This is a genomic window from Janthinobacterium sp. HH104 (genome assembly GCF_001758715.1).
GTDB lineage: Bacteria > Pseudomonadota > Gammaproteobacteria > Burkholderiales > Burkholderiaceae_D > Janthinobacterium > Janthinobacterium aestuarii.
In genome coordinates, this window is record NZ_LRIB01000033.1 from 161,265 (window position 1) to 178,348 (window position 17,084).

Below are 17,084 nucleotides of genomic sequence, written 5' to 3' on the forward strand. Positions count from 1 at the left end.
TCCTGGCACCGCTGCGTGTTCCACGTGAAACAAAAATCACCGTTGACTTGCCCGTGCTGAGTAAAAATTAAGCAAAAATTGGCCCGTGCAAGGTTGCGCTTGCAAAAAGACTCTATAATCGGAGCTCTCTTCCCGCATTTTTACTTGCACTGTTACCTATTTATCATGTTATTTCCTACAGAATTCGACGTCATCGTTGTCGGCGGTGGTCACGCCGGTACCGAGGCGGCCCTCGCTTCCGCCCGCATGGGGCAGAAGACGCTATTGCTCACGCATAATATTGAGACACTGGGCCAGATGTCGTGCAACCCCTCCATCGGTGGCATCGGCAAGGGCCATCTGGTCAAGGAAGTCGATGCCATGGGCGGCGCGATGGCGATCGCCACCGACGAATCCGGCATCCAGTTTCGCATCCTGAACTCCTCGAAAGGCCCGGCAGTTCGCGCCACGCGCGCCCAGGCCGACCGTATTTTGTACAAGGCCGCCATCCGCACGCGCCTGGAAAACCAGCCGAATCTGTGGCTGTTCCAGCAAGCGGTCGATGATCTGATCGTCGAAGGCGACCGGGTCGTCGGCGCCGTGACGCAGATCGGCTTGAAGTTTCTTGCGCGCGCCGTCGTGCTGACGGCCGGTACTTTCCTCGACGGCAAGATCCACGTGGGCTTGAATAATTATTCGGCTGGCCGTGCCGGCGACCCGCCCGCCATCTCGCTGTCGGCCCGCCTGAAAGAGCTGAAGCTGCCGCAGGGCCGTTTGAAAACGGGGACGCCGCCGCGCATCGATGGCCGTACGATCGACTTTTCCGTCATGCAGGAACAGGCGGGCGACCTCGATCCCGTGCCTGTGTTCTCTGTGATGGGCAACACGGCCATGCACCCGCGCCAGGTGCCGTGCTGGGTCACGCACACGAATAGCCAGACGCATGACATCATCCGCGCCGGCCTGGACCGCAGCCCCATGTACACGGGCGTGATCGAAGGCGTCGGCCCCCGTTATTGCCCCTCGATCGAAGACAAGATCCACCGTTTCTCGGGCAAGGAATCGCACCAGATCTTCCTCGAGCCGGAAGGCTTGACGACGCATGAGTTCTATCCGAACGGTATCTCCACGAGCCTGCCGTTTGACGTGCAGATCGCCCTGGTGCAGTCGATGAAGGGCATGGAAAACGCCCATATCCTGCGTCCCGGCTACGCCATCGAATACGATTATTTCGACCCGCGCGGCTTGAAAGCGTCGCTGGAAACGAAGGCCGTCGCCGGCCTGTTCTTCGCCGGCCAGATCAACGGCACCACCGGCTACGAAGAAGCGGCCGCGCAAGGCATGCTGGCGGGCCTGAATGCGGCCTTGCTGACGCAGGACAAGGAAGCCTGGGTACCGGGCCGCTCCGAGGCCTATCTGGGCGTGCTGGTCGACGATCTGATCACCCAGGGCGTGCAGGAACCGTACCGCATGTTCACCAGCCGTGCCGAGTACCGTTTGAGCCTGCGCGAAGACAATGCCGACATGCGCCTGACGGAAATCGGCCGCGCTCTGGGCTGCGTCGGCGACGCCCAATGGCAAGCGTTCGAGACCAAGCGCGAAGCGGTGGCGCTGGAACTGCAGCGCCTGCGTTCCACGTGGGTCAATCCGCGCATCCTGGCGGCCGCCGAATCGGAACGTATCGTCGGCCAGGCCATCGAACGCGAGTACTCGCTGGCGGACCTGCTGTGCCGCCCGAACGTCGCCTACGACACCTTGATGAGCATGACGGGCATGGAGGGCCAGGCCCTGGCCGGCCCCGGCGTGGAGGATGCGGCCGTGCGCGAACAGGTGGAAATCCAGCTCAAATACGCGGGCTATATCGAGCGCCAGAGCAAGGAAATCGAGCGCCACGAACACTATGAAAACCTGGCCTTGCCAGAAGGTTTCAATTACCTGGATATCGGCGCGTTATCGGTCGAAGTGCGGCAAAAACTCGACAAGCAGCGCCCGGAAACCCTGGGCCAGGCTTCGCGCATTTCGGGCGTGACGCCGGCGGCCATTTCGCTGCTGCTGGTGCACCTGAAAAAGCGTGGCTTTGGCGCCGCGCAGACCACCACTTTAAAGGACGAGGTTGTTGAATGAAGCAGTTTGACCGGGCCGCATTGGCCCCCATTTTGAATGAAGGCATCGCCGCGCTGGGGCTGGACCTGAGCGTGGATCAGACGGAAAAACTGCTCGATTACCTGGCCTTGCTGGCCAAATGGAATAGCGTATACAACCTGACGTCGGTGCGCGATCCTATGCAGATGCTGACCCTGCACGTGCTCGATTCGCTGGCCGCCGTGCCGGCGTTTGCGGACGCGAAAAACGTGCTCGACGTGGGCGCCGGCGGTGGCTTGCCGGGCATGGTCCTGGCCATCGCGCGGCCCGATATCAAGGTGTCGATGATCGATACCGTGCATAAAAAGACGGCATTCTTGACGCAAGTGAAGGCCGAACTGGGCCTGAGCAACGTCACCGTGTACACGAAACGGGTGGAACAGCTGGAAGTGCAGCAGAAATTCGACGTGATCACCTCGCGCGCCTTTGCCGACCTGTCCGACTTCGTCAACTGGTCGAACCACGTGCTGGCCGAGGGCGGGCAATATATCGCCTTGAAAGGGGTGGCACCGCCAGACGAGAGAGAGCGATTGCCGGCAGACTGGAAAGTGAGGGAATTACGCGCTATCCAGGTGCCAGGGCTAAATGCAGAGCGTCATCTGGTCTTTATAGCAAGAATTTAAAAGTCGAAAATAAATGATATAAACAGTTTATACGGTATAAATTATATAAACCGTATAAACGATTTATATCGTATAAATGAAATAAACAGTATAAATCGTTTCGGCCAAATGCCGGGGCGCATGATGAAGTTTGCATCTCTTTACAACTAGAAGATACATGGCCAAAATTTTTTGTGTAGCAAATCAAAAGGGTGGTGTTGGTAAAACCACAACAAGCGTCAACCTCTCCGCCGGTCTGGCCAAGTTGAACCAGCGCGTGCTGCTGGTCGACCTCGACCCGCAGGGCAATGCGACCATGGGCGCCGGCATCAACAAGGCCGGCCTGAAGGCGTCGACCTATGAAGTCATGCTGGGCGAGTCCGATGTCAAGACGGCACGCCAGCGTTCGGAAGCGGGGCGCTTCGATGTCTTGCCGTCGAACCGCGAGCTGGCCGGCGCGGAAGTGGAGATGGTCGAACTGGACAACCGCGAACGCCGCCTCAAGGATGCGCTGGCCGAAGTGGACGGCGAATACGATTTCATCCTGGTAGATTGCCCACCGGCATTATCGATGCTGACCCTGAACGGCCTGTGCGCGGCGCATGGCGTGATCATCCCGATGCAGTGCGAGTACTACGCGCTGGAAGGCTTGTCCGACCTGGTCAACACCATCAAGAAGGTGCACGCCAATCTGAACCCGGACTTGAAGATCATCGGCCTGCTGCGCGTGATGTTCGATCCACGCATGACATTATCGCAACAAGTGTCGGCCCAGCTGGAACAGCACTTCGGCGACAAGGTGTTCAACACCATCATCCCGCGCAACGTCCGCCTGGCCGAAGCGCCGTCGTACGGCTTGCCCGGCGTGACCTTCGACCCGAGCTCGAAAGGTGCGCAGGCGTATATCGCCTTCGGCGCCGAGATGGTCGAACGCATCAAACATATGTAAACAAGGGGCGAGCGTCTGCACAATATGGTGTGAGCGCTTACTCTGAAAACACGATTAGGACAGCATGGCTACGAAAAAATTAAAAGGACTGGGTCGCGGACTCGACGCCCTGTTGGGCGGCGGTGGCGGCGACTTCGCCAGTCCGGACACAAATCAACCATCGAACTTGCCCGTGTCGCAAATGCAAGCGGGCAAATACCAGCCGCGCACGCGCATGGACGAGGGGGCCTTGAACGAACTGGCCGCCTCGATCAAGGCGCAAGGGCTGATGCAGCCGATCCTGGTGCGCCCGATCGGGCAAGACACCTTGAGCGGACTTGTCAAATATGAAATCATCGCCGGCGAACGCCGTTTCCGCGCCTCGCAACTGGCCGGCCTGACGGAAGTGCCGGTGCTGGTGCGCGATGTGGACGACCTGGCCGCCGCGGCCATGGCGCTGATCGAGAATATCCAGCGCGAAGACCTCAATCCATTGGAAGAAGCGCAGGGCATTCACCGCCTGATCGCCGACTTCAGTTTTACGCATGAGCAAGCGGCCACTGCGCTGGGACGCTCGCGCAGCGCCGTGTCGAACCTGTTGCGTTTGATGAACTTGGCCGCTCCCGTGCAAACCATGCTGATGGCCGGCGATATCGACATGGGCCATGCGCGCGCGCTGCTGGCCGTCGATGCGGCCAGCCAGATCACCCTGGCCAATCAGGTTGTGGCCAAGCGCCTGTCCGTGCGCGAAACGGAAAAGCTCGTTACCCGCACAGTCGAGGAAGCGGCCAACCCGGTCGAGCCGCGGCAAAAGGAAAAGTCGGGCGACATCGCGCGCCTGGAAGAAGAGCTGTCCGATGCGCTGGCCACGCCCGTGGTGTTCAAGATGGGCAACAAGGGCCGTGGCCAATTGGTGATTGATTTTGCCGATCTTGACGTACTGGATGGTTTGTTGACCCGCTTGCGTGGTTAAATAGCAAGCTGCAAAGACAGGGGCCATGCGGGTGTGGACAATCGGGCCATGCTTTCCGGATGCACCACGTGATTCCTTGATAACACGGCTGGGAGCGGCCAGACAAGCGGCTTTGCCATATAGTGGTGCAAATGGCGGCGAATAGTCGGTAAAGCGTCAGTTTCACGCAGCAATTGCCCTGCTGCGGTGCAGCAACGTTTGACTCTATAGATCAAAGCCAACTATAATCCCGTGTCTTTGCGTGTGTAGATTTTTCTGGGAACTTGGCAATTGAGTGATTCACAACAAAGTATTGCCAAGCCAGTCTACAAAGTAGTTGCCTTGCAGCTAGCAATCGCTATCAGTTTTGCCACGGTCACCCTGTTTTTCGGTGGCAGTGTCAGAGGCTGGTCCGCCGCATACGGCGGCGCTATCGCAGTCATCGGTAGCCTGGTGTATGCCCTGTTGGTAGTTCGCGGTTCTAGCGACGCCAATAAGGCATTCCGGGCGCATTTGCGCGCAGAAGTGGTGAAAATATTTATCACAGCGGTGCTGTTTATATTGGCACTGGTGTTGTTTCAGTCGGCCGCCTGGTTATGGCTGATCTTGGGTTTCGCGGTGGCAACCTTAGCATACTGGTTTTCATTGCTCGCTGTTTAATCATTGGTTTTGGGGCCTGTTGAGCTCTGAAACGACAAATCTAAATTCATTATGACCACAGAACACGCTATTGAAGCGGGCCATGCTGCCCCGGCCAACGCCACAGAATACATCAGTCACCATCTGGCCCACCTGAGAAGTGCCGACGGCATGATCAATCTGGATACGTTCTGGATTTCGGCCATTCTGGGCTTTGTTTTCCTGGCTGTTTTCTATATGGCGTCGCGCCGTGCGACGGCTGGTGTCCCCGGCAAGTTGCAAAACTTCGTCGAAATGGTCATGGAAATCGTCAATGACACTATTAATGGGGCCTTCCACGCGAAAAGCAAGGTCATCGCGCCGCTGGCCATCACAATTTTTGTGTGGGTCTGGTTGCTGAACGCGATGGACTTCCTGCCGGTTGACCTGTTGCCGAAGATTCTGAGCTGGTTTGGCGTGCATAAACTGCGCGCCGTGCCGACTGCCGACGTCAACCACACCTTCGCCATGTCGCTGTCGGTCGTGCTGTGCGTGATCGCCTTCTCGATCAAGGCCAAGGGCCTGGGCGGCTGGATCAAGGAACTGTTCACGGCACCGTTCCATGCGAGCGGCCTGATCGGCACGATCGCCCTGGCACCTGTCAATTTCTTGCTGCAAATGGTTGAGCTGGTTGCAAAACTGATCTCCCTGTCGCTGCGACTGTTCGGCAATATGTATGCCGGCGAACTGATTTTCATCTTGATCGCGTTGTTGCCTTGGTGGGCACAGTGGGCGTTGGGTGGTCCATGGGCAATTTTCCATATCTTGATTGTAACTTTGCAAGCTTTTGTGTTTATGGCGTTGACGGTTGTGTATCTGAGCCTTGCGGTTGAGAAACATTAATCATTAACTTTATATTTTGTTTTTTTAGTATCTTTCGTTTTTAAATTTAGGAGAATTTTATGCAAGCTCTGATCGCACAAGTACAAAGCATGACCGTTCTGGCAGCAGCAATCATCATCGGCCTGGCCGCAATCGGCACCGCTCTGGGCTTCGCTATCTTGGGTGGCAAATTCCTGGAAGCTTCGGCACGTCAACCAGAACTGATGCCACAACTGCAAACCAAACTGTTCGTTATCGCTGGTCTGCTGGATGCTATTTCGATGATCGGCGTTGGTGTTGCTCTGCTGTACACGTTCGCTAACCCGTTCCTGTCCGCTCTGACGGCTGTTGCTCAGTAATTCGCTCCAACCCTAGGAGAAACTTTTAGTTAGGAGCAAAGGTATGGACATCAATATGTCGCTCATCGGCCAGATGATCACCTTCGCGGTGTTGGTCTGGTTCTCGATGAAGTTCGTATTTCCAGCGCTGAACAATGCGCTGGATGAGCGTGCCAAACGAATCGCGGATGGATTGGCTGCGGCCGATCAAGGTCAAGCTTCGATGGCAGTCGCTGAAAAGCGTGCGCAAGAGGCATTGAACAGTGCACGTGAAGAAGCGTCGCAACGCGTTGCGGACGCTGAAAAGCGCGCGCAGCTGGTTGCTGAAGAGATCAAGCAAAATGCACAAGCTGAAGCTGCGCGTATCATTGCGCAAGCCCAGTCGGACGCCGAACAGCAACTGTCGAAAGCACGCGAACAATTGCGCGCTCAGGTGGCTGACCTGGCTGTCAAGGGTGCCGAGCAGATCTTGAAGCGTGAAGTTAACGCTACGGCTCACGCCGAAATGTTGCAGCGTCTTGCTGTCGAGCTGTAATCATGGCAGAACTCGCAACCGTCGCCCGTCCCTACGCGGAAGCTTTGTTCCGCGTAGCCCAAGCTGGTAAGGAGTCAAGCAACCTCGCGGCGTGGTCCGAGCTGGTGTCCGAACTGGCACAGATCGGTAGCCACCCCGAGGTACAGGCGTACGCGCGCAATCCGAAAGTTTCGGAAAGCGACGTCGCCGCCACCATCCTGTCGTTGTTGAAATCGCCGCTCAATGAGGAAGTGAAAAACTTCGTCACGATGTTGATCGAAAATGGCCGCATCAGCCTGCTGCCGGAAATCGGCGCGCAATTCCATGCCTTGAAAAATGGCCTGGAAGGTGCGGCTGACGCCGAGATCACGAGCGCTTTCGATCTGAGCGAAGGCCAAACGGCCGAGCTGGTCGCAACGCTGGAAAAGAAATTCAGTCGTAAGCTCAACCCTGCCGTCACAGTGGATCCATCGCTGCTCGGCGGCGTGCGCGTGGTCGTTGGCGACCAGGTGCTCGATACCTCGGTGCGCGCCAAGTTGCAGCAACTGCACGCTGCACTGGTGTCGTAAGACACGCGCTTCGGCAGGCCAGCTTAGACAGACCCTTACCCCTCGCGCAAGCTGAGAGAAACACTTTTAGGAGTTAGTATGCAACTCAACCCATCTGAAATCAGCGAGTTGATCAAGAGCCGGATCCAAGGTCTTGACGGCGGCGCTGAAGTGCGTAATCAAGGCACGGTTATTTCCGTCGCCGACGGTATCTGCCGCATCCACGGTTTGTCGGACGTGATGCAAGGCGAGATGCTGGAATTCCCAGGCAACACGTTTGGCCTGGCAATGAATCTGGAACGCGACTCCGTCGGTTCCGTGATTCTGGGTGCCTACGAGCACATCTCCGAAGGCGACACGGTGAAATGCACCGGCCGCATTCTGGAAGTGCCAGTCGGTCCTGAGCTGCTCGGCCGCGTTGTCAACGCGCTGGGTCAGCCGATCGACGGCAAAGGCGCCATCGAAACCAAATTGACGGCCGCGATTGAAAAAATCGCACCGGGCGTGATCGCCCGTGAATCCGTTTCGCAACCGATGCAAACCGGCCTGAAGTCGATCGATGCGATGGTTCCAGTTGGCCGCGGCCAGCGCGAACTGATCATCGGCGACCGTCAAACGGGTAAGTCGGCTGTGGCGATTGATGCGATCATCAATCAAAAAGGCCAAGGCATGAAATGTATCTACGTCGCGATTGGCCAAAAAGCCTCGTCGATCAAGAACATCGTGCGCTCGCTGGAACAGCACGGCGCGATGGAATACACCATCGTTGTCGCCGCTTCCGCTTCGGAATCGGCCGCCATGCAATACATCTCGCCGTACTCCGGTTGCGCCATGGGCGAATACTTCCGTGACCGCGGTGAAGATGCACTGATCGTCTACGATGATCTGTCCAAACAAGCTGTTGCATACCGTCAAATCTCGCTGCTGCTGCGCCGTCCACCAGGTCGCGAAGCGTACCCAGGCGACGTGTTCTACCTGCACAGCCGCCTGCTGGAACGCGCAGCACGCGTGAACGCCGACTACGTCGAGAAGTTCACCGACGGCGCCGTCAAAGGCAAGACCGGTTCCCTGACGGCACTGCCGATCATTGAAACGCAAGCTGGCGACGTGTCCGCATTCGTTCCAACCAACGTGATTTCGATTACCGACGGTCAGATCTTCCTGGAAACCTCGCTGTTCAATGCCGGTATCCGTCCTGCAATTAACGCCGGTATTTCCGTATCGCGCGTCGGTGGCGCCGCCCAGACCAAGGTCATCAAAAACCTGTCCGGCGGTATCCGTACCGACTTGGCGCAGTACCGTGAACTGGCCGCGTTTGCGCAGTTCGCTTCGGACCTCGATGAATCGACCCGCAAGCAGCTGGACCGTGGTGCCCGCGTAACGGAATTGCTCAAGCAAGCCCAATACTCGCCACTGTCGATCTCGCTGATGGCCGTATCGCTGTTCTCGGTGAACAAAGGCTTCATGGACGACGTGCCAGTCAAGCAAGTGCTGTCGTTCGAAGCTGGTGTCCACGCTTACATGAAGACCAAGCAAGCTGCTCTGCTGGCCAAGATCGAAGAAACCAAGCAACTCGACAAAGACAGCGAAGCAACTCTGTCGGCGGCCATTGCTGATTTCAAGAAATCCGGCGCATATTAAGCGGCCAGGCGGCGCCCACCTCGAGTGAGGCGCCGCCCTACGCGCAGAAGGAGTAAGGACTCATGGCATCAAGCAAAGAGATACGAGGCAAGATCAAGAGCGTAGAGAATACGAAGAAGATCACCAAGGCGATGGAAATGGTCGCCGCGTCCAAAATGCGCAAGGCGCAAGACCGGATGCGGGCCGCTCGTCCCTACAGTGACAAGATTCGGAATATCGCCGCCAATCTGGCGAATGCCAATCCGGAATACACGCACCCGTTCCTGGCAGCTGCCCAGGGTACGCAAGCGAAGGCAGTGGGTTTCATCGTTGTCACGACCGACAAGGGTCTGTGCGGCGGCATGAACACCAACATCCTGCGCCAGGTGACGTCGAAGTCGCGCGAGCTGGAAGCAGCTGGCAACCGGGTTGAAGCAGTTGCCATCGGTAACAAGGGTTTGGGTTTTTTGAATCGCATCGGCGTCAAGATCGTCGCCTCTGCCATTCAGACCGGTGATACGCCCCACCTGGACAAACTGATCGGACCCGTCAAGGTCATGCTCGAAGAGTTCCAGGCAGGCAAGATCGATGCAGTGTACCTGTGCTACACCAAATTCATCAACACGATGAAACAGGAACCAGTCGTGGAGCAATTGCTGCCCCTGACGGCCGACAAAATGGTCGCCGACAAGGGTGCTCACTCGTGGGATTACATCTACGAGCCGGATGCACAAAGCATCATCGACGAATTGCTGGAGCGCTATGTAGAAGCGCTGGTGTACCAGGCAGTCGCGGAGAATCTGGCGTCCGAGCAATCGGCACGGATGGTCGCGATGAAAGCTGCAAGCGACAACGCGGGTAGTGTGATCGGCGAATTGAAGCTGATCTACAACAAGACCCGCCAAGCTGCGATTACCAAAGAACTCTCCGAAATCGTCGCCGGTGCGGCTGCGGTTTAAACGAATTTAACTATATTGAAGGAACGAACATGGCTGATGGCAAAATCGTTCAGTGTATCGGCGCTGTGGTGGACGTTGAGTTTCCCCGCAACGCGATGCCTAAGGTATTTGATGCCTTGAAGATGGCAGGCTCGGAACTGACCCTGGAAGTACAACAGCAGTTGGGCGACGGCATTGTCCGTACCATTGCACTCGGCTCGTCCGATGGCCTGCGTCGCGGCATGATGATCCAGAACACCGGCAAACCTATCATGGTGCCAGTCGGTAAAGCAACCCTGGGTCGCATCATGGACGTGCTGGGCAACCCGATCGACGAATGCGGCCCCGTGTCGCACGAGCAGATCGCGTCGATCCACCGCACCGCTCCTGCATACGACGAACTGTCGCCATCGCAAGAACTGCTGGAAACCGGCATCAAGGTGATTGACCTGGTGTGCCCGTTTGCAAAAGGCGGTAAAGTCGGTCTGTTCGGCGGCGCTGGCGTAGGCAAGACCGTGAACATGATGGAACTGATTAACAACATCGCCAAAGCGCACAGCGGCGTGTCCGTGTTCGCCGGTGTTGGTGAGCGTACTCGTGAAGGTAACGACTTCTACCACGAGATGGCTGACGCGAAAGTGGTCGATCTGGAAAACCCGGAGAACTCCAAAGTCGCGATGGTCTACGGTCAGATGAATGAACCGCCAGGTAACCGTCTGCGCGTTGCGCTGACCGGCCTGACGATCGCTGAATCGTTCCGTGATGAAGGCAAGGACGTTCTGTTCTTCGTCGACAACATCTACCGCTTTACGCTGGCTGGTACCGAAGTCTCGGCACTGCTGGGCCGTATGCCGTCGGCTGTGGGTTACCAACCGACCCTGGCTGAAGAAATGGGCCGTCTGCAAGAGCGTATTACGTCGACCAAGACCGGTTCGATCACCTCGATCCAGGCCGTCTACGTTCCAGCCGATGATTACACCGATCCGTCGCCTGCTACCACGTTTGCTCACTTGGATTCGACCGTTGCGCTGTCGCGTGACATCGCTTCCCTGGGTATCTACCCAGCCGTGGACCCACTGGATTCGACCTCGCGTCAGCTGGATCCGTTGATCGTTGGTCAAGAGCACTATGACACCGCGCGTGCCGTGCAAACGACCCTGCAACGCTACAAGGAATTGCGCGACATTATCGCGATTCTGGGTATGGACGAGCTGGCACCGGAAGACAAACTGCTGGTCGCCCGCGCACGTAAGATGCAGCGTTTCCTGTCGCAGCCTTTCCACGTCGCTGAAGTCTTTACCGGCGCGCCTGGTAAATACGTTTCGCTCAAAGACACGATCAAGGGCTTCAAAATGATCGCTTCGGGCGAACTCGATCACCTGCCGGAACAAGCGTTCTACATGGTCGGCACGATCGAAGAAGCAATCGAAAAAGCCAAGAAACTTAACTAAGTTAAGTCTGGGCCTAACCCCGCCCCTCAGAAGGCGGGGTTCTTCAACCCGATAGGACACACATGGCACACACAATTCACGTTGACGTGGTTTCCGCTGAAGAACTGATTTTTTCAGGCGAAGCAGAATTCGTCGCGTTGCCGGGTGAACAGGGCGAGCTGGGTATCTACCCACGCCACACGCCTTTGATTACCCGCATCCGTCCGGGCGCGGTCCGCATCAAGGTAGTCGGCCAGGCTGAAGAAGAGTTCGTCTTCGTCGCCGGCGGCCTGCTGGAAGTGCAACCGGATACCGTGACCGTCCTGGCCGATACCGCGATCCGCGGTCACGACCTCGACGAAGCGAAAGCGCTGGAAGCGAAGAAGTTGGCGGAAGAAAATATCCACAACAAGGATTCGGGCATCGACTACGCGCAAGCGCAAGCCGAGCTGGCCAGCGCGATTGCGCAGCTGGCAGCGATCCAGAAGCTGCGCAAGATGTAATCAATCTGCGCCGCGCAAGAAAGGCAGCCTTCGGGCTGCCTTTTTTTTCAGCAAACGAATTTCAGTAAAAATTAGCGGCGCTTGTCCTTGCCCCTTTCCAGTCCCGCCTTCAGTATCGTCTTCCACTTGGCGCGCGCGGCGATTCGCTCGAGCGGCGTCTCCTCGCTGCGTCGCGCGTCGCGCAGCAGCTTGTGATAATTGCGCAGGCGGTCCCCATCGACGGCGCCGCGTACGGCGCAACCGGGTTCGCTCGCATGCTGGCAATCGCGGAACTGGCACGCCGCCGCCAGCACCGCGATGTCGTCAAAGGTAGCGGCCAGCGTTTCCGCATCGGCATCGGCGCGCCAGCTGCGCAGCCCCGGCGTGTCGATGATGCACGCACCGCTGGCGCACAGGTGCAGCGAGCGGGCCGTCGTCGTGTGGCGCCCGCGCCCGTCGCCATGGCGCACGCCGTTGGTTGCCTGCTCCGCCGCGCACAAGGTATTGGTCAGGCTGGACTTGCCGGCACCCGATGAACCGAGCAGCACCAAGGTCTGGCCGGCGCTCAACCAGGGTTCCAGGATGGCCACGTCATACGCATGGCGCGTATCGATGGCAAACAGGGGCACGTGGGGCGGCAGGCGCTGTCTGAGCTGCGCCAGCTTGCCCGGCACGTCGTCGGCCACGTCGGCCTTGCTCAGCACGACCACGAGGCTGACCTGGGCCGCCAGCACGATGGCCAGATAGCGCTCCAGGCGGCGCGGATTGAAATCTTCGTCCAGTCCCATCACCAGCAGTGCTGTATCGACATTGCTGGCAAGCAGTTGGCGCCGGCCGTCATTGCCGCGCCGCGCGATCTGCGTGACTGGGGATAAGTGCGCCGTTATCCACAGCGCGCCGTGACCGTCGGCTTCGGCGGCGACCCAGTCGCCGATGGCAAGGATGGTGTCCTGTGCCTGCAGTTCGTGCAGCAGGCGCGGCAGGATCTGCGCTGGCTGTTCCAGGATGCCGTCGTGCACGCCGATGCTGTCGCGGTGCACGGCGCAAACGCGCATCAGCTGCGCGGCGGGGGAAGAGATGTCGAGCTGGGTGGCTGCGCTGGCGATGGCCTGCTGCAGCCCGATAAGGCGTAGTTGTGCAAAATCGAATGCGATCATGGTAGCGTGATTCCAGATTCTGTCGTCCGCGTGCGGACGTGTAGCCTGCGCGTGCAGGCACCGCCAGTCGCGATGACTGGCACGAAAGAAGGGGAAGTCGGCTACGCGATCAGCGTATGGGGAAGTGCGGGCTAAAAAACTTAGCGGGGAAAAACGGTGATCAGGCAGCCGACAGCACGGCAGTATCCGAATGGCGCATGTTGTCTACTCCTGTTGTGTGATGGAAAACACCAGTGTGCCAGCGGCCTGCGCCGCCGTCAACAGAGGGTGTGGCTTAGCTGCACATGCCGTAAGCCTGGCGTTCGGGGAAATAGCGGTACGTAAACGTGCGCACTGGATAGCGCTTGCCACCGACGAGCATGTCGGGCATCGACAGATCGAAGCGCTGCGGCAGCTGGCGCGGCAGTTGCAACCGCAGGCGCCATTGCGTTTCCTTGCTATTGCCGACGGCGGAAAACATGATGGGCAGCTGCTCGATGACGTCGACGATCTCCGCCTTCTGGTTCATGCCGCGCTGGTAAATGGTGAGTATCTTGGCTTGCGCGAAGGGTGGCTGTTTCGGTTCTTCCAGCAGGAAGGACAGGCGCGTAAAACTGGCTTGGGTACCGACGGGCAAGGTAAAGATCAGCGCCAGCTCCGTGCCGCCTTCCTTCAGGGTGACGGGCGGCGTGGCGTAGATGCTGATACCGCGCGGCAGCTCGAAACGCGAGCCCTCCGTCCACGTCTTGCACTCGGGCGTGGTGGCCTGGTACAGGCTGGGCGCCGTGTAGTCATCGCAGGCGGAAACCAGCAGCAGCAGGGGCAGGGCAAGGAGGGCGGAACGGCGCATGGGAGTCACGGTTGGGGAAATGAGCCGACAGTGTAAGCGATCCCCACGCGATCCACCAGCGGCGCTAGGAATGCCCGGGCGGCGCCCGCCGTATGGATTGCAGCTGGCAATGCGCGGCCTGCAGCGCCTCCTTGATGATGTCGAGCGCCAGCTGCGGCCGGGCCGCGCCGCACATGAAGATGTCGACGGCGGCAAAGCCGACCTCGGGCCAGGTATGCAGCGAGATGTGCGATTCGGCCAGCAGCAGCACGCCCGTGACGCCCTGGCCCGGGCCAAAGCTGTGGAAATGGCCGTGCAGCACTTGCGCGCCGGCCGCGATGGCGGCGTCGCATAGCAGGCGCTCGAGCGCGGCGCAGTCGCGCAGAGCTTCTTGCGCGATGCCCGACAGGTCGGCCAGCAGATGGGTGCCCAGGGGCAGATGCGGTGTGGACGCCATGCTTATTTGTGGCTCCCGCCGCTGGATCCGCCGCCATAGCTGCCGCCGCCGCTGCCCGTGCGCGAACTCCAGCTGCTGCCGCTGCTGCTGCCGGCCACCTTGAACATGCGCACCCAGTTGGCGGCCGTGACACTGAAGGTCACCATCAGGGCATAGATCACGTATTTACTCATGGGGGATTCTTTGCATTCTTGTCGAGAAAAGCGGCGGGCAGGAACAGCGCCAGGCAGCCCAGCAAACTCCACATCAAGGTGCTGGAGAACGAGACGAACATCGGGATCGCGTTCAAGACCAGCACGATGACGATGAAGACCTTGGCGATGCCGCGGTGACTGAGCTGGATATTCCGTACCTGGTCGCCGCCATGGAAGGCGGCGCCAAACCAGGCGGCCATCTGGTCATAGGCGACGGGCACGGAGCGCGACCAGGTCATTTCCTCGCCGGTGATCTCGGCCGCCAGTTTGGTCTGTCCCTGCTCGAATTCATGGACATGCGTGCTGTCGCCGACGGCCACCTTCCAGTTGAAGGCGCCCGCCGCATACACGACCTGCGAGCCGTAGTCATACAGTTTGCGGTAGGTGGCGCCATCGAGCGTGCAGGTATCGGCGTCCAGCGACGCCCAGTTGGGCCAGTTCGGCAGCACGTTCGAGCGCGACCAGCCATCGTCCGTCTCCACCAGCCAGAAGAAGCCGGCGCGCGCGTTGTACAGCAGGTATTCGTTCCACTCGCTGCCTTCGTCGTCGGCGCGGCGCATCATGCCAATCACCGTGAAGTCCACATTGCTGATCTTCGCGCTGGCGCCCAGTTCCAGGGAGATGTCGGCGTTGTCGTGCACCTGCTTGCCGATGGCCAGCACCTGCGCTTCCGGACCGCTGGCGTCGAGCTGCGCGTGGCAGGCGGGGCACACGAGTTGCGCCGCCGCGCCGGGCACATAGTGGATGCCGTTGCCGCAGGAAGGGCAGTCGAGCGCATCGAGCTTGCCGCGGTACTTGCCGGCGCTTTTGGCGATGGCGTCGTCGTCGCGCAGCAACTGGCACTTCAAACTGTCCAGGGTGACGGCGACGCCCTGGTAGACGACCGGTTGCGGGCCATCCGTGTAGTCGAGCGTGACAAAGCTGGCGTAGTTGCGGAAGTCCGCCACCTGGATGCGCCAGCCTGCGCCCACCTTGAACGGCAATTCGCCCTGGCCGGCGATGCATTCGGCGTTGCGGATCTCGGCCGCCGTGTACGGCTCGCCGCAGATCGTGTAGCGCTTGCCCGACGCCAGCTCGCCAAAGACGGGTAAGGTATCTTGCGTACTGCGCTCGCGTGTCAGGGTGTACAGGCCGGACGAGTCGCCCAGCCACGCCGTGTTGGCGTCATCGAACAGCAGATACCACTCGTTCCACGTGCCGGCGCTGTAGCGCTGCTGGATGCGGCCGACAACGGTGAAGTGCATGCCATCGTGCACGCCGGCCGTGCCGATCTGGATCGGCGTATAGTCTTCCAGGACGGCCGACATCTTGCCCACGTCCCTGACGGCATCGGCGTCCTTGAGGATGGTGCTGTGGCAGTACTCGCAGACGGCGAGCACGGAAGCGTGCGAGCGGAAGCGGACTTCCGCGCCGCAGCTGGGACAGGAAACAGTTTGCATGCAGTCGCGCTTAGCCGATCAGTTTTTTCAGCAGTTCAGCCTTGGCGCCGTCGTAGTCGGCCGGCGAGATGAGACCCTTGTCCAGCAAGCCTTTGAGTTTTTCCAGGCGCGCCTCGATCGGTTCTTCCGCGGGGGCTGGCGGCGCCGCCGGCGCCGGTGCCTGCTGCTGCAGCGCGCCGCCCATGCTTTGCGCCATCACCTGGCCGATCGACAGCCCGGCGCCCAGTCCCGCGCCGATGCCGGCCATGCCGCCTTCGTTCTGCGCCGCCAGCGGGATCGCATTGGCCACCTGGAATTTCGTGTAGCCGCTCATCTTGTCGGCGCCCAGGCCGCCCTTCATGCCGGCCGAGATGCGTTCGTCGAGCGCCGCCTGCAATTCCTCGGGCAGGCTGATGCTGGCCACGTTGAATTCATCGAGGCCCACGCCATAGCGGGCAAACGCCTGCGCCAGGCCATCCTTGACTTCCTGCGCCATCAACGCCTGGTTGGCCGCCATGTCGAGGAAGGGGACGTTCGCGCCGCCCAGCGAGCTGGCCATGCTCGACATCAAAATGCCGCGCAACTGGTCTTCCACCTCGTCGCGCGTATAGACTTCGCGCGTGCCGCTGATCTCCGTGAAGAAGGTGCGCGCGTCGGCGATGCGGTACGAGTACATGCCGAAGGCGCGCACGCGGATCATGTCGAAATCCTTGTCGCGGATGGTGATCGGCTGCGGCGTGCCCCACTTGCGGCCAGTCTGCACGCGCGTGCTGAAGTAATACACGTCCGACTTGAAGGGCGAGTCGAACAGCTTGTCCCAGTTTTTCAGGTTGGTCAGCAGCGGCAAGGTCTGTGTCGTCAGCTTGTGCGTGCCGGGACCGAAGACGTCGGCGATTTTGCCTTCATTGACGAAGACGGCGACCTGCGATTCGCGCACATTCAGGATGGCGCCGTTCTGGATCTCGAAATCCTGCATGGGGAAGCGCCAGGCCAGCACGCCTTCCGTCTCTTCGTTCCACTGCAGTACGTCGATAAACTGCTTCTTGATAAAGCTGCCGAGGCTCATGATGAATGTCC

General features: G+C 59.4%; 19 protein-coding genes. 13 read left to right on the forward strand and 6 right to left on the reverse strand.

What is annotated here, in order from left to right:
* Positions 1-165: 165 nt before the first annotated feature.
* The 13 genes from mnmG (at position 166) to JAB6_RS13455 (ending at position 11,994) form a co-directional block, all read left to right on the forward strand.
* Positions 166-2,103: a tRNA uridine-5-carboxymethylaminomethyl(34) synthesis enzyme MnmG gene (mnmG, locus tag JAB6_RS13395; RefSeq protein ID WP_070303229.1), complete on the forward strand. Its 1,938-nt coding sequence runs from the start codon at positions 166-168 to the stop codon at positions 2,101-2,103.
* A complete protein-coding gene (gene rsmG, locus JAB6_RS13400; RefSeq protein ID WP_070303230.1) occupies positions 2,100-2,744 on the forward strand; it encodes a 16S rRNA (guanine(527)-N(7))-methyltransferase RsmG in 645 nt (214 codons plus the stop codon). Before mnmG ends, rsmG begins: the two co-directional genes overlap by 4 nt.
* A gap of 157 nt (positions 2,745-2,901) precedes the next feature.
* Positions 2,902-3,672 (forward strand): ParA family protein, encoded by a 771-nt coding sequence (locus JAB6_RS13405; protein WP_034752687.1) that lies wholly within the window; start codon positions 2,902-2,904, stop codon positions 3,670-3,672.
* Between the two features lie 64 nt (positions 3,673-3,736).
* A complete protein-coding gene (locus tag JAB6_RS13410; RefSeq protein ID WP_034752690.1) occupies positions 3,737-4,624 on the forward strand; it encodes a ParB/RepB/Spo0J family partition protein in 888 nt (295 codons plus the stop codon).
* Between the two features lie 270 nt (positions 4,625-4,894).
* Complete coding sequence (locus tag JAB6_RS13415) at positions 4,895-5,263, forward strand: ATP synthase subunit I (protein WP_034752692.1); 369 nt, start codon at positions 4,895-4,897, stop codon at positions 5,261-5,263.
* Positions 5,264-5,314: 51 nt separating this feature from the next.
* Positions 5,315-6,124, forward strand: coding sequence for a F0F1 ATP synthase subunit A (gene atpB / locus JAB6_RS13420; RefSeq protein WP_046681851.1), 810 nt, complete (start codon positions 5,315-5,317; stop codon positions 6,122-6,124).
* Between the two features lie 59 nt (positions 6,125-6,183).
* Positions 6,184-6,462: a F0F1 ATP synthase subunit C gene (gene atpE, locus JAB6_RS13425; protein WP_034752695.1), complete on the forward strand. Its 279-nt coding sequence runs from the start codon at positions 6,184-6,186 to the stop codon at positions 6,460-6,462.
* A 43-nt stretch (positions 6,463-6,505) separates the two neighbouring features.
* Positions 6,506-6,976: a F0F1 ATP synthase subunit B gene (locus JAB6_RS13430; RefSeq protein ID WP_034752697.1), complete on the forward strand. Its 471-nt coding sequence runs from the start codon at positions 6,506-6,508 to the stop codon at positions 6,974-6,976.
* A 2-nt stretch (positions 6,977-6,978) separates the two neighbouring features.
* Positions 6,979-7,524, forward strand: a complete 546-nt coding sequence (locus JAB6_RS13435; RefSeq protein WP_034752699.1) for a F0F1 ATP synthase subunit delta — start codon at positions 6,979-6,981, stop codon at positions 7,522-7,524.
* A 78-nt stretch (positions 7,525-7,602) separates the two neighbouring features.
* On the forward strand, positions 7,603-9,144 hold the full coding sequence (gene atpA, locus JAB6_RS13440) for a F0F1 ATP synthase subunit alpha (RefSeq protein WP_034752701.1): 1,542 nt from the start codon (positions 7,603-7,605) through the stop codon (positions 9,142-9,144).
* Between the two features lie 62 nt (positions 9,145-9,206).
* Entirely contained in the window at positions 9,207-10,082 is an 876-nt protein-coding gene (gene atpG, locus JAB6_RS13445; protein WP_070303231.1) for a F0F1 ATP synthase subunit gamma, read from the forward strand.
* A 29-nt stretch (positions 10,083-10,111) separates the two neighbouring features.
* Positions 10,112-11,512, forward strand: coding sequence for a F0F1 ATP synthase subunit beta (gene atpD / locus JAB6_RS13450; RefSeq protein ID WP_034752705.1), 1,401 nt, complete (start codon positions 10,112-10,114; stop codon positions 11,510-11,512).
* Between the two features lie 62 nt (positions 11,513-11,574).
* A complete protein-coding gene (locus JAB6_RS13455) occupies positions 11,575-11,994 on the forward strand; it encodes a F0F1 ATP synthase subunit epsilon (RefSeq protein WP_034752707.1) in 420 nt (139 codons plus the stop codon).
* A gap of 71 nt (positions 11,995-12,065) precedes the next feature.
* Here JAB6_RS13455 and rsgA read toward each other — a convergent pair whose 3' ends face one another.
* From rsgA to JAB6_RS13480, 6 genes are all read right to left on the reverse strand, one after another.
* Positions 12,066-13,130: a ribosome small subunit-dependent GTPase A gene (gene rsgA, locus JAB6_RS13460; protein ID WP_070303232.1), complete on the reverse strand. Its 1,065-nt coding sequence runs from the start codon at positions 13,128-13,130 to the stop codon at positions 12,066-12,068.
* A 274-nt stretch (positions 13,131-13,404) separates the two neighbouring features.
* On the reverse strand, positions 13,405-13,959 hold the full coding sequence (locus tag JAB6_RS13465) for a hypothetical protein (RefSeq protein ID WP_034752711.1): 555 nt from the start codon (positions 13,957-13,959) through the stop codon (positions 13,405-13,407).
* 64 nt (positions 13,960-14,023) lie between these two features.
* Positions 14,024-14,395: an adenosylmethionine decarboxylase gene (speD, locus tag JAB6_RS13470; protein WP_070303233.1), complete on the reverse strand. Its 372-nt coding sequence runs from the start codon at positions 14,393-14,395 to the stop codon at positions 14,024-14,026.
* A gap of 2 nt (positions 14,396-14,397) precedes the next feature.
* Complete coding sequence (locus JAB6_RS29330; RefSeq protein WP_157814714.1) at positions 14,398-14,568, reverse strand: hypothetical protein; 171 nt, start codon at positions 14,566-14,568, stop codon at positions 14,398-14,400.
* Entirely contained in the window at positions 14,565-16,028 is a 1,464-nt protein-coding gene (locus JAB6_RS13475) for a DUF4178 domain-containing protein (protein ID WP_070303234.1), read from the reverse strand. The genes JAB6_RS29330 and JAB6_RS13475 overlap by 4 nt, the downstream gene beginning before the upstream one ends.
* 10 nt (positions 16,029-16,038) lie before the next feature.
* Positions 16,039-17,073 (reverse strand): SPFH domain-containing protein, encoded by a 1,035-nt coding sequence (locus tag JAB6_RS13480; RefSeq protein WP_070303235.1) that lies wholly within the window; start codon positions 17,071-17,073, stop codon positions 16,039-16,041.
* Positions 17,074-17,084 lie beyond the last annotated feature (11 nt).

Coding starts and splice junctions, on each gene's coding strand:
- mnmG (WP_070303229.1), top strand. CDS start 166: ATGTTATTTCCTACAGAATTCGACGTCATCGTTGTCGGCGGTGGTCAC.
- rsmG (WP_070303230.1), top strand. CDS start 2,100: ATGAAGCAGTTTGACCGGGCCGCATTGGCCCCCATTTTGAATGAAGGC.
- JAB6_RS13405 (WP_034752687.1), top strand. CDS start 2,902: ATGGCCAAAATTTTTTGTGTAGCAAATCAAAAGGGTGGTGTTGGTAAA.
- JAB6_RS13410 (WP_034752690.1), top strand. CDS start 3,737: ATGGCTACGAAAAAATTAAAAGGACTGGGTCGCGGACTCGACGCCCTG.
- atpB (WP_046681851.1), top strand. CDS start 5,315: ATGACCACAGAACACGCTATTGAAGCGGGCCATGCTGCCCCGGCCAAC.
- atpE (WP_034752695.1), top strand. CDS start 6,184: ATGCAAGCTCTGATCGCACAAGTACAAAGCATGACCGTTCTGGCAGCA.
- JAB6_RS13430 (WP_034752697.1), top strand. CDS start 6,506: ATGGACATCAATATGTCGCTCATCGGCCAGATGATCACCTTCGCGGTG.
- JAB6_RS13435 (WP_034752699.1), top strand. CDS start 6,979: ATGGCAGAACTCGCAACCGTCGCCCGTCCCTACGCGGAAGCTTTGTTC.
- atpA (WP_034752701.1), top strand. CDS start 7,603: ATGCAACTCAACCCATCTGAAATCAGCGAGTTGATCAAGAGCCGGATC.
- atpG (WP_070303231.1), top strand. CDS start 9,207: ATGGCATCAAGCAAAGAGATACGAGGCAAGATCAAGAGCGTAGAGAAT.
- atpD (WP_034752705.1), top strand. CDS start 10,112: ATGGCTGATGGCAAAATCGTTCAGTGTATCGGCGCTGTGGTGGACGTT.
- JAB6_RS13455 (WP_034752707.1), top strand. CDS start 11,575: ATGGCACACACAATTCACGTTGACGTGGTTTCCGCTGAAGAACTGATT.
- rsgA (WP_070303232.1), bottom strand. CDS start 13,130: ATGATCGCATTCGATTTTGCACAACTACGCCTTATCGGGCTGCAGCAG.
- JAB6_RS13465 (WP_034752711.1), bottom strand. CDS start 13,959: ATGCGCCGTTCCGCCCTCCTTGCCCTGCCCCTGCTGCTGCTGGTTTCC.
- speD (WP_070303233.1), bottom strand. CDS start 14,395: ATGGCGTCCACACCGCATCTGCCCCTGGGCACCCATCTGCTGGCCGAC.
- JAB6_RS29330 (WP_157814714.1), bottom strand. CDS start 14,568: ATGAGTAAATACGTGATCTATGCCCTGATGGTGACCTTCAGTGTCACG.
- JAB6_RS13475 (WP_070303234.1), bottom strand. CDS start 16,028: ATGCAAACTGTTTCCTGTCCCAGCTGCGGCGCGGAAGTCCGCTTCCGC.
- JAB6_RS13480 (WP_070303235.1), bottom strand. CDS start 17,073: ATGAGCCTCGGCAGCTTTATCAAGAAGCAGTTTATCGACGTACTGCAG.